Below are 14,584 nucleotides of genomic sequence, written 5' to 3'. Positions count from 1 at the left end.
ACGTACCGCGTCGCCTGTTTCGCGGGGCAAGCCCGCTCCTACAGAAATCTACCTTAAATCAGACAGTTACGATTCAGTCTTTGCGGCGCTTGAGCTGATCCACCAGGGTGGTCGGCAGGCCCTTGATGATCAAGGTGCCAGCCGCTTCGTCATATTCCACCTTGTCGCCCAGCAGGTGCGCTTCGAAGCTGATCGACAGGCCCTCGGCGCGCCCGGTGAAGCGGCGGAACTGGTTGAGGGTGCGTTTGTCCGCAGGAATCTCCGGCGACAGGCCGTAGTCCTTGTTGCGGATGTGGTCGTAGAAGGCCTTGGGGCGGTCCTCGTCGATCAGGCTGGACAGCTCTTCGAGCGTCACCGGCTCACCCAGCTTGGTCTGGGTGGTGGCGTACTCGACCAGGGTCTGGGTTTTCTCGCGGGCGGATTCTTCCGGCAGGTCCTCGCTCTCGACGAAATCACTGAAGGCCTTGAGCAGGGTACGGGTTTCGCCCGGACCGTCGACGCCCTCCTGGCAGCCGATGAAGTCGCGGAAGTAGTCCGACACCTTCTTGCCGTTCTTGCCCTTGATGAACGAGATGTACTGCTTGGAGTTCGGGTTGTTCTTCCACTCCGAGAGGTTGATGCGGGCTGCCAGGTGCAACTGGCCGAGGTCGAGGTGGCGCGAGGGCATCACGTCCAGCTCGGCGTTTACCGCCACGCCTTCGCTGTGGTGCAGCAGGGCGATCGCCAGGTACTCGGTCATGCCCTGCTGGTAATGGGCGAACAGGATGTGGCCGCCGGTGGAGAGGTTGGACTCCTCCATCAGCTTCTGCAGGTGTTCGACGGCTTGGCGGCTGAACCCGGTGAAGTCTTTTTCGGCGTCCAGGTACTGCTTCAGCCAGCCGCTCAGCGGGTAGGCGCCGGACTCGCCATGGAACAGCCCCCAGGCCTTGCCTTGCTTGGCGTTGTAGCTGTCGTTGAGGTCGGCCAGCAGGTTTTCGATGGCATCCGATGCGCCCAGCTCGGAGTCACGGGCATGCAGCACGGCGGGGCTGCCATCGGGCTTCTTGTCGATCAGGTGGACGATGCAATGACGGATTGGCATGAAGTTCTCGGTGCGTTTGAGCGGGCTGGGGCGGCCGGGTTGTGCCGCGCTGCAAAAGTCGTTCAGTTTACCCCAGACCACAGGGGGTGCAGTGGCCGGATGTTGGCGGAAATGCCGGTTGTTCGTTTTTTGTTCAAATTTGTGGCTTTTCGGCTGAACCCCCCGAAAAACCTGCACTAAATCGAAGCCGGTAGCGGATATTTATCCATTCCTGTGGTAGCTTTGCGCGGTCTTGCGCCCCCCGTGTGGCGCATTGCTGGCAGCGCGCTCATGCCGTGTCGAACCAAACGCCAATTTGCGTATCTACATGCGCGATTGGCGCGGCCCTCCAGAATTCAGGGGCTGGCCCGATAACGTCGTAGCACGCTGCATAACTACCTGAATTTGATAGGGAAGGAACACAACCATGGCATTGACCAAAGACCAACTGATTGCCGACATCGCCGAATCGATCGACGCGCCAAAAACCACCGCTCGCGCTGCCCTGGAGCAACTGGGCCAGATCGTAGCCGACCAACTGGAAAACGGCGCTGAAATCACCCTGCCAGGCATCGGCAAGCTGAAAGTCTCCGAGCGTCCTGCCCGTACCGGCCGCAACCCTTCGACTGGCGCTGCCATCGAAATCGCTGCCAAGAAAGTCGTCAAGTTCGTTCCTGCCAAAGTGCTGAACGATTCCATCAACAAGTAATTGTTGATGCGTTGACCAAAGCCGCGCCCGGCTTGCCCGGGCGCGGTTTTTTCATGCCTGCGATTTACGCAGCAGGTGCCAGGCCTGGCGTGCCTCGGTGTCAGCGAAGCTCCAGGCAACCATGCGGCTTTGCTTTTGCCCCTGGCCCATCTCGACGATACGCACGGCCTGGGCGCCGGCTTTCTTCAGCGCAGCCTCGATGCCGGGCAGGTTGCTGGCCTTGGACACCAGGCTGGTGAACCACAGCACTTGCCGGGCGAACTGCGCGCTTTCCTCGACCAGTTGGCTGACGAAGCGAATCTCGCCACCTTCGCACCACAGCTCATTGTTCTGCCCGCCAAAGTTCAGCACGGGCAGCTTGCGCTTGGGGTCTTGCTTGCCAAGGTTCTTCCACTTGCGCTGGCTGCCCCGGGTGGCCTCTTCGCGCGAGGCGTGGAAGGGCGGGTTGCACAAGGTGAGGTCGAAGCGTTCATCCTCTTGCAGCAGGCCGCCAAGGATATGCTTGCGGTTGGCTTGCTGGCGCAGGGCGATGGCCTTGCCCAGGCCGTTGGCCTGGACGATGGCCTTGGCCGAGGCCAGGGCCACCGGGTCGATGTCCGAGCCCAGGAAGCGCCAGCGGTAGTCGCTATGGCCCAGCAGCGGGTAGATGCAGTTGGCGCCCACGCCGATGTCCAGTGCGCGCACCTGGGCGCCCTTGGGGATCTCGCCGGCGTTGTCCTCGGCCAGCAGGTCGGCGGCGACGTGCAGGTAGTCGGCGCGGCCGGGAATCGGTGGGCACAGGTAGTCGGCGGGGATGTCCCAGTGCTGGATGCCGTATTGGGCCTTGAGCAGGGCGCGGTTGAACACGCGCACGGCTTCGGGGTTGGCGAAGTCGATGCTGGGTTTGCCGTGGGGGTTGGTAATGGTGAAGCGGGCCAGGTCAGGGTGGGCCTTGATCAGGCTGGGGAAGTCGTAGCGGCCCTGGTGGCGGTTGCGCGGGTGCAGGGTGGGTTTGGTGGTCATGGTGGGGTCCGGTGTTGCAGGCCGAGGGGCTGCTGTGCAGCCCTTTCGCGGCACAAGGCCGCTCCTACAGGATAGCGGCGCCTGATCTACCGGCGCCGTCCCTGTAGGAGCGGCCTTGTGCCGCGAAAGGGCCGCGCCGCGGCCCCATCGGTCTTAATGATTACAGCGCTGCAATCCGCGCATGCTGCTCGGTGAAGTTGGCCAGGGCCTGTTCCGACTCGGCCAGCTTGGCGCGTTCCTTCTCGATCACCGCAGGCGGTGCCTTGTCGACGAAGGCGGCGTTGGACAGCTTGCCGCCGACACGCTGAACCTCACCCTGCAGGCGCTGGATTTCCTTGTTCAGGCGCGCAAGCTCGGCATCCTTGTCGATCAGCCCGGCCATCGGTACCAGCACCTGCAGGTCACCGACCAGGGCAGTGGCCGACAGCGGCGCTTCGTCGGCATCGCCCAGCACGGTGAACGACTCGACCTTGGCCAGTTTCTTCAGCAGTGCCTCGTTTTCCTGCAGGCGGCGCTGGTCGTCGGCGTTGGCGTTCTTCAGGAACAGCGGCAGCGGCTTGCCTGGGCCGATGTTCATTTCGGCGCGGATGTTGCGCAGGCCGACCATCAGCTCCTTGAGCCACTCGATGTCACCTTCGGCAGCGGCATCGATGCGGCTTTCATTGGCCACTGGCCATGGCTGCAGCATGATGGTCTTGCCTTCGATGCCGGCCAGCGGCGCGATGCGCTGCCAGATTTCCTCGGTGATGAATGGCATGAACGGGTGCGCCAGGCGCAGGGCCACTTCCAGCACGCGCACCAAGGTACGGCGGGTGCCGCGGGCACGTTCGACCGGGGCGTTCTCGTCCCACAGGACCGGCTTGGACAGCTCCAGGTACCAGTCGCAGTATTGGTTCCAGATGAACTCGTACAGCGCCTGGCTGGCCAGGTCGAAGCGGAACTGCTCAAGCTGGCGGGTCACTTCGGCTTCGGTACGCTGCAGCTGCGAGATGATCCAGCGGTCAGCCAGCGACAGCTCGTAGGCTTCGCCGTTCTGGCCGCAGTCCTCGCCCTTGTCCAGCACGTAGCGGGCGGCGTTCCAGATCTTGTTGCAGAAGTTGCGGTAGCCTTCGACGCGGCCCATGTCGAACTTGATGTCGCGGCCGGTGGAGGCCAGCGAGCAGAAAGTGAAGCGCAGGGCGTCGGTGCCGTAGCTGGCGATACCTTCCGGGAACTCGGCCTTGGTCTGCTTGGCGATCTTCTCGGCAAGCTTGGGCTGCATCATGCCGCTGGTGCGTTTTTCCAGCAGGGCGTCGAGGGTGATGCCGTCGACGATGTCCAGCGGGTCGAGCACGTTGCCCTTGGACTTGGACATCTTCTGGCCCTGGCCGTCGCGCACCAGGCCGTGCACGTACACGGTCTTGAACGGCACTTGCGGGGTGCCGTCCTCGTTCTTGATCAGGTGCATGGTCAGCATGATCATGCGCGCAACCCAGAAGAAGATGATGTCGAAGCCGGTCACCAGCACATCGGTGGAGTGGAACTTCTTGAGGAACTCGGTCTGTTCCGGCCAGCCCAGGGTGGAGAAGGTCCACAGGCCCGAGCTGAACCAGGTGTCGAGCACGTCGTCGTCCTGGCGCAGGGTCACGTCGCTGCCCAGGTTGTGCTTGGCGCGCACTTCTTGCTCGTTGCGCCCGACATAGACCTGGCCGGCCTCGTCGTACCAGGCCGGGATGCGGTGGCCCCACCACAGCTGGCGGCTGATGCACCAGTCCTGGATGTCGCGCATCCAGGAGAAGTACATGTTCTCGTACTGCTTGGGCACGAACTGGATACGGCCGTCTTCCACGGCGGCGATGGCAGGCTCGGCCAGCGGCTTGGTGGAAACGTACCACTGGTCGGTCAGCCACGGCTCGATGACGGTGCCCGAACGGTCGCCCTTCGGCACTTTCAGGGCGTGGTCGTCGATGCTGACCAGCAGGCCCTGGGCGTCCAGGTCGGCGACGATCTGCTTGCGCGCCACGAAGCGGTCGAGGCCGGCGTACTGGGCGGGCAGGGTGGTGTCGAACTGCTCGTTGACGCTGCCGTCGAGGTTGAAGGCCTGGGCGGCGGACAGCACCAGGGCGTTCTTGTCGAAGATATTGAGCAGCGGCAGGTTGTGGCGCTTGCCGACTTCGTAGTCGTTGAAGTCGTGGGCCGGGGTGATCTTCACGCAGCCGGTGCCGAATTCAGGGTCGCAGTAGTCGTCGGCGATGATCGGAATGCGTCGGCCAACCAGCGGCAACTCGACGAACTTGCCGATCAGCGCCTGGTAGCGCTCGTCGGTTGGGTTGACGGCGACGGCGGCGTCACCCAGCAGGGTTTCCGGACGGGTGGTGGCGACCACCAGGTGGTCCTTGCCTTCGGCGGTCTTGGCGCCGTCGGCCAGCGGGTAGCGCAGGTTCCACAGGTGGCCCTTCTCGTCGTGGTTTTCCACTTCGAGGTCGGAGATGGCCGTGTGCAGCTTGGTGTCCCAGTTGACCAGGCGCTTGCCGCGGTAGATCAGGCCGTCTTCGTGCAGGCGCACGAACGCTTCCTTGACGGCCTCGGACAGGCCGTCGTCCATGGTGAAGCGTTCGCGGCTCCAGTCTACCGAGGAGCCCAGGCGGCGGATCTGGCGGCTGATGTTGCCACCGGATTGATCCTTCCACTCCCAGACTTTTTCCAGGAACTTGTCACGGCCCAGGTCGTGGCGGTTCTGGCCCTTGGCTTCGAGCTGGCGCTCGACCAGCATCTGGGTGGCGATACCGGCGTGGTCGGTGCCTGGCTGCCACAGGGTGTCGCGGCCTTGCATGCGGCGGAAACGGATCAGGGCGTCCATGATCGCGTTGTTGAAGCCGTGGCCCATGTGCAGGCTGCCCGTCACGTTCGGTGGCGGGATCATGATGGTGTAGGACTCACCTGCACCTTGTGGAGCGAAATAGTTTTCGGACTCCCAGGTGTTGTACCAGGAAGTTTCGATAGCGTGCGGCTGGTAGGTCTTATCCATGCGCGGCGGGACCCTGTGCATTTATTCGGGAAAGCCGGGAAGTATAACCAAGCTGGGGGGTTGAGGCGACAGCCGCTGGGGCTGCTTTGCAGCCCATTCGCGGCACAAGGCCGCTCCTACAAGGGCATGCCGGTGCCTGCAGGAGCGGCCTCGTGCCGCGAATGGGGCGCAAAGCGCCCCTGGGTGTTACTCGGAACGCTTGATCAACCGCTCGATCCGCGCATCCAGGCGGCGCTTGATTTCGTTCTCGATGTGCGGGGTGAAGTCGTTGATCACGTCCTGCATGATCATCTGCGCAGCGGCGCGCAGTTCGCTTTCCAGGTGCAGCAGGGTGTCCTGGCGGCGGGTTTGCGGGTCGTCCTCGGGGGCCGCTTCCGGCTCGGGCGCAGCCGGCAGCGGCGCGTTGCCCGGCGGAACATCCAGCAGCAGGGGAATCTGCTCGACCGTTTCGGTCAGCAACGGCGGCTGCAGGTCGGCGTCGCCCAGTAGCTGGCGAATCGACTCGAGGTCGTCGAGCAGGTGGGCGGAATCGGGAAGGGGGGAGGGCTTGTCCATCGTCTTCAAAGTCGCTGTAAGCGGTGATCTTGCAGAGCATAGCCCTGTTCACGGTAGAAACGGAACCGCTCGCGGGCCGATTGGCGGATGCCCGGCTCCTCGACCACGATCTCGGCCACCCGCTGGAACTGGCCGACGAACCCCGGCACATCGGCGCCCAGGTTGATCAGCAGGTCGCGGTGCTCGCCGGCACCGTCGGCCGCCAGGCCAAGCGCCACTTGGGCGTCGGCGTGCAGCTCGGCAAGGTCGTGGGGCACGAAGGCTTCGCCCTTGAAGCGCCACAGGCGCGCGTCCAGTTCGCTGCGCTGTTCGGCATCCTGGCAATGCAGGTAGACCTGGTGGCCAAGGCGCCAGGCCTTCTCGCACAGCTTGCAGGCGAAATCCAGCCGCGCCGACAACGAGTCGGTGGGCAGGATATAGAAATCGACTTTACTCATGGTGGGTTCGGCCAACCGGCGGCGCCAGGGGCGCCACCGGTTTCAGCGCATCAGGCGCCGGCGCGGTCGAGCAGGTACTGGGTCAGCAGCGGCACCGGGCGGCCAGTGGCGCCCTTGTCCTTGCCACCGCTGATCCAGGCGGTGCCGGCGATGTCCAGGTGCGCCCAGTGGTAGGCCTTGGCAAAGCGCGACAGGAAGCAACCGGCGGTGATGGTGCCCGCCTTTGGCCCGCCAATGTTGCCCATGTCGGCGAACGGGCTGTCGAGCTGTTCCTGGTACTCATCGAACAGCGGCAGTTGCCAGGCACGGTCGTCGGCACGCTTGCCGGCGTCGAGCAGCTGGCCCACCAGCTCGTCGTCGTTGCCCATCAGGCCCGAGGTGTGGCTGCCCAGGGCAACGATGCAGGCGCCGGTCAGGGTGGCGATGTCGATCACCGCCTGGGGCTTGAAGCGCTCGGCGTAGGTCAGGGTGTCGCACAGCACCAGGCGGCCTTCGGCGTCGGTGTTGAGGATTTCGACGGTTTGCCCGCTCATGGTGGTGACGATGTCGCCCGGGCGGGTAGCGCCGCCGCTGGGCATGTTCTCGGCGCAGGCCAGCAGGCACACCAGGTTGATCGGCAGCTGCAGTTCCAGCACGGCGCGCAGGGTGCCGAACACGCTGGCGGCGCCGCACATGTCGAACTTCATTTCATCCATGCCGGCACCGGGCTTGAGGCTGATGCCGCCGGTGTCGAAGGTGATGCCCTTGCCCACCAGCACGAATGGCTTGTCGGCCTTCTTGCCGCCCTGGTAGTTGAGCACGATCAGGCGTGGCGGCTGGTCGCTGCCCTGGCCCACGGCATAGAACGCGCCCATGCCCAGGTCCTTGATCTTCTTCTCGTCCAGCACTTCGACCTTCAGGCCCTTGTGCGCCTTGCCCAGCTCCTTGGCCTGTTCGGCCAGGTAGGTCGGGTGGCACAGGTTCGGCGGCAGGTTACCCAGGTCGCGGGTGAAGGCCATGCCGGTGGCGATGGCGCTGGCGTGCTTGACGGCACGCTCGACCTCGGCCTGGCCGGCCTTGTCGGCCAGCAGGGTGATTTTCTTCAGGGCGCGGGGCTCGGCCTTCTGGCTCTTGAAGCGGTCGAACACGTATTCGCCGTCGACCAGGGTTTCGGCCAGCAGGCGGTATTTGCCGTAGTGGCCATCACGGTTGCTCACCGCGATGTCATCCAGGGCCAGCACCGCGTCGCTGCCGCCCAGGCCCTTGAGCACGCCGGCCACGCTGGCGGCCAGCTTGCGCCAGGCGCGATCGCCCAGGGTCTGGTCCTTGCCGCTGCCCACCAACAGCACGCGCTCGGCCTTCAGGCCCGGCAGGCTTTGCAGCAGCAGGGTCTGGCCTGGCTTGCCGGCCAGGTCGCCGCGCTTGAGCACGGCGCTGATGGCGCCTTCGCTGGCCTCGTCGACGGCCTTGGCCACGGCGCCGAGCTTGCGCCCTTCAGCGACCGGCACGACCAGGGTGGCGGTTTTAATCGATGCAGCAGCTACGCTTTTTACAACCAGTTCCATGTCAGGGTCCCCGAGAGATCTTTGCAGGTGGCGCGTGTTGAGAGTGGCGCGCTGGACGGGGCTGGCGGCGAACCCGCGCACCAGCGGAAAAGCTGCCAGTTTGAGCCTCTGACAAGCGTGCTGACAACCCCGGCGTGCGGCTTCATGCGCGGCCAAGTGACAGGCGCGGCCAATCACAGGATAATGCGCGCACTTTAAATGGAGGTTCGTCCTAGGCGAACCGGCTTTGGTCCTGGCTGTCACAGGCCAATGTTTGGCAGTCCGCCCCTGACAACCCAGGAGTGTCTGGTTTGATCGTCTTTCGTTATCTGTCCCGCGAGGTCCTGGTGACCTTGAGCGCCGTCAGCGCCGTGCTGCTGGTGATCATCATGAGCGGGCGTTTCATCAAGTACCTGGCCCAGGCGGCCCAGGGCATACTCGACCCGGGCGTGTTGTTCCTGATCATGGGCTTGCGCCTGCCGGGCTTCCTGCAGCTGATTCTGCCGCTGGGGCTGTTCCTGGGCATTCTGCTGGCCTATGGCCGGCTGTACCTGGAAAGCGAGATGACCGTGCTGTCGGCCACTGGCATGAGCCAGCAGCGCCTGCTGGCCCTGACCATGGCACCGGCGGCGCTGACCGCCCTGGTGGTGGCCTGGTTGAGCCTGAGCCTGGCGCCCCTGGGGGTTGGCCAGCTGCAGCAGGTGATTGCCCAGCAGGACGCCCTGACCGAGTTCGACACCCTGGTGCCGGGCCGCTTCCAGACCCTGCGCGACGGCTCGCGCGTTACCTATACCGAGCAGCTGTCGGACGACCGCATCCGGCTTGGCGGCGTGTTCATTTCCGAGAAGCGCTTCAACCAGGACAAGACCAAGGACCGCGCCCCGTCGGTACTGGTAGCCGAGAAGGGCCACCAGGAAGTGCAGGCCGACGGCAACCGTTACCTGGTGCTGGAGAACGGCTACCGCTATGACGGCAACCCCGGCCAGGCCGATTACCGTGCGATCAAGTACGACACCTACGGGGTGCTGCTGCCCAAGCCGGAAGTGGCCGAGGAAGTGACCGACCGCGAAGCCATCCCGACCCTGGACCTGTTCGGCAAGACCGACCCGCGCGAGCGTGCCGAGCTGCAATGGCGGCTGTCGCTGCCGATCCTGGTGTTCATCGTGACCCTGATGGCAGTGCCGCTGGCCCGGGTCAACCCACGCCAGGGGCGCTTCCTCAAGCTGCTGCCGGCAATTCTTCTGTACATGGCTTACCTGACGATGCTGATTTCCGTACGCGGCGCCCTGGAAAAGGGCAAGTTGCCAATTGGCCTGGGCATCTGGTGGGTGCACGGCCTGTTCCTGCTGATCGGCCTGGCCCTGATGTACTGGGAACCGCTGCGCCTGAAGCTGGCAGCGCGCCGCGCGGAGGTGGCCCATGGCTAAGCTCGACCGCTACATCGGCATGAGCGTGCTGGTGGCCATCCTGGCCGTGCTGGGCATCATTCTGGGCCTGGCGTCGCTGTTCGCCTTCATCGACGAGATGGGCGACCTGAGCGACACCTACACCCTGATGGACGCCAGCAGCTTCGTGCTGCTGACCGCGCCGCGCCGGGTGTATGAAATGCTGCCGATGGCGGCACTGATCGGCTGCCTGATCGGCCTGGGCAGCCTGGCCAGCAGCAGCGAACTGACCATCATGCGCGCCGCCGGGGTATCCATCGGCCGCATCGTCTGGGCGGTGATGAAGCCAATGCTGGTGCTGATGCTGGTCGGCCTGCTGGTGGGCGAGTATGTGGCCCCGGTGACCGAGAACAAGGCCCAGGCCGACCGCTCCCTGGCCCAGGGTGGTGGCGAGGCGCAGAGCTCCAAGCATGGCATGTGGCACCGCCAGGGCGAGGAATTCGTGCACATCAACGCCGTGCAGCCAAGTGGGCTGCTGCTGGGTGTGACCCGCTACCGCTTCGACAACGAGCGCAAGATCCTCACCTCCAGCTTCGCCCGTCGTGCCCAGTACAACGAAGACCACTGGATGCTCAGCGATGTCAGCACCACCTTCTTCCGCGGTGACCACACCGAGGTGGTGAAGGCGCCGACCGAGCGCTGGGATGTTTCCCTGACGCCGCAGTTGCTCAACACAGTGATCATGGCCCCTGAGTCGCTGTCGATCACAGGGCTGTGGGACTACATCCACTACCTGTCCGACCAGGGCCTGAACAACGCCCGTTACTGGCTGGCGTTCTGGACCAAGGTGCTGCAGCCAATGGTGACCGCGGCGCTGGTGCTGATGGCCATCTCGTTCATCTTCGGCCCGCTGCGTTCGGTCACCCTGGGCCAGCGCGTGTTCACCGGTGTGCTGGTGGGCTTCGTGTTCCGTATTGGCCAGGACCTGCTCGGCCCTGCGAGCCAGGTGTTCGGCTTCCCGCCGCTGTTGGCGGTGGTGATTCCGGCAGGCATTTGCGCCGTGGCCGGTTTGTGGCTGCTACGCCGCGCCGGTTGATGGCCCGCGCCTAGCATCGCGAGCTGCGCTCGCTCCTACCAGGCCCGGTAGGAGCGAGCGCAGCTCGCGATACGGCCACACAGGCAAACCACGACCAACCCCTTCACTTCTTCTGTTTCGGCACCCGCACCAGTTGGGTTTCCGAATAGATGTCATGCCACCCGCGCTTGCGCTTGTCGACCAGCGACCAGAAGAAACCCAGCCCCAGGCATAGCAGCGATGCGATCGACACCACGAAGCGCAGCAGCGCCTGCCACAGGCTGATCGCGCTGCCGTCGGCATTCTGCACCCGCACGCCCCACACCTGCATGCCCAGGGTCTGGCCGCCATGGGTCCAGAACTTGGCAAAAAAACCAAACAAGGCAAACAGCAGCACCGTCGACAGCAGCGGGTCGCCGTCCAGTGCGCCGGCCTCGGTCAGTTCGCGCATGCGCGCCTCGCCAATGATCGCCATCTGGATCATCTTGTAGGCCCCGGCGGTGACGATCAGCAATGCTGTGCACAACAGGCAGTCATAGAACATCGCCGCCAGGCGTCGGCCCAGGCCGACCGGTGGGAAATCACCCTGGGGGGAGAGCAGGGGCTTGGACATGCGAAACGGCTCCAGTTAGCGAAGCCGGTATTCTACGGGCAAAAAAAAGCCCCTGCACATGGCAGGGGCTTTTCTTCGAAGTCGGGGGCGGCTTAGCCGGCGACCTGAACCTTGTCAGCCTGCATGCCTTTCTGGCCTTGGACTGCTTCGAAGGTGACCTTCTGGCCTTCTTTCAGGCTCTTGAAGCCGTTGCCTTCGATGGCACGGAAGTGCACGAACAGATCCGGACCGCTTTCTGGGGTGATGAAACCGTAACCTTTTTCGTCATTGAACCACTTGACGGTACCGTTCTGACGCTCAGCCATTGTCTTATTTCCTATGAAGCTTAAATTTTGATGACAGTTACTTTCGCATTAATCAGTACGCGAAAGTTTACCGGGCTGGGTTGCAGGAAAGTAAGAGACGCCAAACGGGTTGTAGCAAATTGCGGCTACTGGCCCAGGTCACGAACTGTTGCGACCCACGCAAACACAGTGCACTGACTCTACGCCAACTCCCAAGAAAAAAACAAGCCCTTGGTCGACTAGAAAATAAGCGTTTTTTCGATTACCGCCCGCCGTGCCAGAACGGGCGTGGCGCCTGGCCTGGCGCCATGTTCAAAAGTTATTGGGCAGGTTCGAAATCGAATATGCCGAACCTGCCAAAAAACCTCAGGTCACACCTTCAACCCCGGTAGTAACGTTGTGCAACGAAAGGCATTTTGCTGACTTTCAAGGCAACTTGCTTGCCGCGTACCAAGGCGAACAATGGCGTGTCGAGCGCGGCATGTTCGTTATCGATATAACCCATCGCCACCGGTGCACCGAGCGTCGGGCCAAAACCACCGCTGCACACTTTGCCCACGCTTTTGCCGTCGGCATCGACAATCTCTGCACCTTCGCGCACCGGCGTGCGTTCCTGGGGCAGCAGGCCGACCCGTTTGCGTGCCACGCCTTGCTGCTGTTGGGCGAACACCGGCTCGGCGCCGGGGAAACCACCGGCACGGGCGCCATCGGCGCGGCGCACCTTGGAAATGGCCCAGAGCAGGCTGGCTTCGATCGGCGTGGTGGTGCTGTCCATGTCATGGCCGTACAGGCACAGGCCGGCCTCAAGGCGCAGCGAGTCGCGTGCGCCCAGGCCGATTGGCTGCACCTCTGGCTCGGCCAGCAGGCGCCGGGCCAGGGCGTCGGCGGCGCTGGCAGGCACCGAAATCTCGTAGCCGTCTTCACCGGTGTAGCCCGAGCGGCTGACGTAGCAGGCCTGGCCCAGCAGGGTCAACGGACGGAACTGCATGAAGGTCATGCCGGCCACTTCCGGCGCCAGGCGCTCAAGCACCTTGACCGCTGCCGGGCCTTGCAGGGCGAGCAGGGCACGTTGCTCGAACAGCGGCTGCACCTCGCAGCGGCCACCGATGTGCTGCTGCAGGTGGGCCAGGTCCTGTTCCTTGCAGGCGGCGTTGACCACCAGGAACAGCGTGTCGTCACCCAAGTTGGCGACCATCAGGTCGTCGAGAATGCCGCCTTGCGGGTTGGTGAACATGGCATAGCGCTGCATGCCCAGCGGCAGGTCGATGATGTCCACGGGCACCAGGCTCTCCAGGGCGGCAGCCGCGTCGGCACCGCGCAGGATGATCTGGCCCATGTGCGAGACGTCGAACAGGCCGGCCTGTTCGCGGGTGTGCAGGTGCTCCTTGAGTACCCCCAGCGGGTACTGCACTGGCATGTCGAAGCCGGCGAACGGCACCATGCGCGCGCCCAGTTCCAGGTGCAGGGCGTGCAGTGGGGTCTTTTGCAGTGTTTCGGACATCGATGACTCCTTGGTTGTTTGTCGGGTCAACATTCGATGATGTTGACGGCCAGACCGCCGCGAGCGGTCTCCTTGTATTTGCTTTTCATGTCGGCGCCGGTCTGGCGCATGGTGCGGATCACCTTGTCGAGCGACACGTAGTGCTGCCCGTCGCCGCGCAGGGCCATGCGCACCGCGTTGATGGCCTTCACCGAGCCCATGGCGTTGCGTTCGATGCACGGCACTTGCACCAGCCCGCCAATCGGGTCGCAGGTCAGCCCCAGGTTATGTTCCATGCCGATCTCGGCGGCGTTTTCCACTTGCTGTACGGTGCCGCCCAGCACTTCGCACAAGGCCCCGGCGGCCATCGAGCAGGCCACCCCGACCTCGCCCTGGCAGCCGACTTCGGCCCCGGAAATCGAGGCGTTTTCCTTGTAGAGGATGCCGATGGCGGCAGCGGTGAGCAGAAAGCGCACCACGCCGTCCTCGTTGGCCCCGGGAATGAAGCGCATGTAGTAATGCAGCACCGCCGGCACGATCCCCGCCGCGCCATTGGTGGGCGCGGTGACCACGCGCCCGCCATGGGCGTTTTCCTCGTTCACCGCCAATGCGTAGAGGTTGACCCAGTCGAGCACCGACAGCGCATCGCGCAGGCTGGCCTCGGGGTGGCTGCTCAGTTGCCGGTACAGCGCCGGTGCGCGGCGCTTGACCTTGAGCCCGCCGGGCAGGATGCCTTCGTGGCGGCAACCGGCTTCGACGCAGTCTTGCATCACCTGCCAGATACGCAGCAGCCCGGCACGGGTTTCGGCTTCGGGGCGCCAGGCGGCCTCGTTGGCCAGCATCACCTGGCTGATCGCCAGGTGCTGCGCGCTGCAGTGGCCAAGCAACTGCTTGGCGGTGGTGAACGGGTAGGCCAGTGCGGTGCTGTCTTCAACGATGCGGTCCTGCCCGGCGGCGTCCTCGTCGACCACGAAGCCGCCGCCCACCGAGTAGTATTCGCGGCTGCGAATTTGCAGGCCGGCGCTGTCGAAGGCGCGGAAGATCATGCCGTTGGGGTGATAGGCCAGTGGCTTGCGGATCATGGCCAGGTGCTGCTTCTCGACGAAGTCGATTGGCTGTTCACCCAGCAGGCTGAGCTGGCCGCTGGCACGGATGGCCTGCAAGCGGGCGGGGATGGCTTCGGTGTCGACGGTATCGGGGTGCTCGCCTTCCAGGCCGAGCAATACCGCCTTGTCGCTGCCATGCCCCTTGCCGGTGGCGCCCAGCGAGCCGTACAGCTCGGCCTTGACGCAGGCGGTGCCCGCCAGCAAGCCATCGCGGCGCAGCCCCTCGGCAAAGCGCGCGGCGGCGCGCATGGGGCCGACCGTGTGGGAACTGGAAGGGCCGATGCCGATCTTGAACAGGTCGAAGACGCTCAGTGACATGATGATCTCCCTACCGGTTTGCCAGTTTAT

At 64.2% G+C, this 14,584-nt stretch carries 13 protein-coding genes; 3 read left to right on the top strand and 10 right to left on the bottom strand.

The window, feature by feature from the left end; genetic code table 11:
- Window positions 1-73: 73 nt before the first annotated feature.
- Window positions 74-1,081, bottom strand: a complete 1,008-nt coding sequence (yejK, locus tag F3J44_RS20310; protein ID WP_167060470.1) for a nucleoid-associated protein YejK — start codon at window positions 1,079-1,081, stop codon at window positions 74-76.
- Window positions 1,082-1,487: 406 nt separating this feature from the next.
- Between yejK and F3J44_RS20305 the strand changes: the two genes are divergently transcribed.
- Window positions 1,488-1,769 carry an HU family DNA-binding protein gene (locus F3J44_RS20305; RefSeq protein WP_167060467.1) on the top strand — a complete coding sequence of 94 codons (282 nt, stop codon included), beginning with the start codon at window positions 1,488-1,490 and terminating at the stop codon, window positions 1,767-1,769.
- 51 nt (window positions 1,770-1,820) lie between these two features.
- On the opposite strand, the gene rlmF is transcribed toward F3J44_RS20305, so the two are convergent.
- The 5 genes from rlmF to F3J44_RS20280 all read right to left on the bottom strand — a co-directional run bounded on the left by rlmF (window position 1,821) and on the right by F3J44_RS20280 (window position 8,314).
- On the bottom strand, window positions 1,821-2,771 hold the full coding sequence (gene rlmF / locus F3J44_RS20300; protein WP_167275428.1) for a 23S rRNA (adenine(1618)-N(6))-methyltransferase RlmF: 951 nt from the start codon (window positions 2,769-2,771) through the stop codon (window positions 1,821-1,823).
- A 160-nt stretch (window positions 2,772-2,931) separates the two neighbouring features.
- A complete protein-coding gene (locus tag F3J44_RS20295; RefSeq protein WP_167060461.1) occupies window positions 2,932-5,778 on the bottom strand; it encodes a valine--tRNA ligase in 2,847 nt (948 codons plus the stop codon).
- Between the two features lie 186 nt (window positions 5,779-5,964).
- Entirely contained in the window at window positions 5,965-6,333 is a 369-nt protein-coding gene (locus F3J44_RS20290; RefSeq protein WP_167060458.1) for a DNA polymerase III subunit chi, read from the bottom strand.
- 5 nt (window positions 6,334-6,338) lie between these two features.
- Complete coding sequence (locus F3J44_RS20285; RefSeq protein WP_167060455.1) at window positions 6,339-6,770, bottom strand: DNA polymerase III subunit chi; 432 nt, start codon at window positions 6,768-6,770, stop codon at window positions 6,339-6,341.
- Between the two features lie 50 nt (window positions 6,771-6,820).
- On the bottom strand, window positions 6,821-8,314 hold the full coding sequence (locus F3J44_RS20280) for a leucyl aminopeptidase (RefSeq protein WP_167275424.1): 1,494 nt from the start codon (window positions 8,312-8,314) through the stop codon (window positions 6,821-6,823).
- Window positions 8,315-8,604: 290 nt separating this feature from the next.
- On the opposite strand from F3J44_RS20280, the gene lptF reads away from it, so the two are divergent.
- Both lptF and lptG read left to right on the top strand, forming a co-directional pair.
- A complete protein-coding gene (lptF, locus tag F3J44_RS20275; protein WP_167060449.1) occupies window positions 8,605-9,720 on the top strand; it encodes an LPS export ABC transporter permease LptF in 1,116 nt (371 codons plus the stop codon).
- Window positions 9,713-10,774 (top strand): LPS export ABC transporter permease LptG, encoded by a 1,062-nt coding sequence (gene lptG, locus F3J44_RS20270; protein ID WP_167275422.1) that lies wholly within the window; start codon window positions 9,713-9,715, stop codon window positions 10,772-10,774. Before lptF ends, lptG begins: the two co-directional genes overlap by 8 nt.
- 103 nt (window positions 10,775-10,877) lie before the next feature.
- On the opposite strand, the gene F3J44_RS20265 is transcribed toward lptG, so the two are convergent.
- From F3J44_RS20265 to F3J44_RS20250, 4 genes are all read right to left on the bottom strand, one after another.
- Window positions 10,878-11,366 (bottom strand): RDD family protein, encoded by a 489-nt coding sequence (locus F3J44_RS20265; protein ID WP_167060443.1) that lies wholly within the window; start codon window positions 11,364-11,366, stop codon window positions 10,878-10,880.
- 92 nt (window positions 11,367-11,458) lie between these two features.
- The gene (locus F3J44_RS20260) at window positions 11,459-11,671 is read right to left on the bottom strand and encodes a cold-shock protein (protein ID WP_003257941.1); all 213 of its coding nucleotides are present in this window, start codon (window positions 11,669-11,671) and stop codon (window positions 11,459-11,461) included.
- A 358-nt stretch (window positions 11,672-12,029) separates the two neighbouring features.
- Window positions 12,030-13,151, bottom strand: coding sequence for a glycine cleavage system aminomethyltransferase GcvT (gene gcvT / locus F3J44_RS20255; RefSeq protein WP_167275419.1), 1,122 nt, complete (start codon window positions 13,149-13,151; stop codon window positions 12,030-12,032).
- A 26-nt stretch (window positions 13,152-13,177) separates the two neighbouring features.
- A complete protein-coding gene (locus tag F3J44_RS20250; protein ID WP_167275416.1) occupies window positions 13,178-14,554 on the bottom strand; it encodes an L-serine ammonia-lyase in 1,377 nt (458 codons plus the stop codon).
- Window positions 14,555-14,584 lie beyond the last annotated feature (30 nt).

Source organism: Pantoea sp. Tr-811 (assembly GCF_011752535.1).
GTDB lineage: Bacteria > Pseudomonadota > Gammaproteobacteria > Pseudomonadales > Pseudomonadaceae > Aquipseudomonas.
The sequence above is the reverse complement of the archived record's forward strand: the minus strand, read 5'-3'. Positions and strand labels throughout refer to the sequence as shown.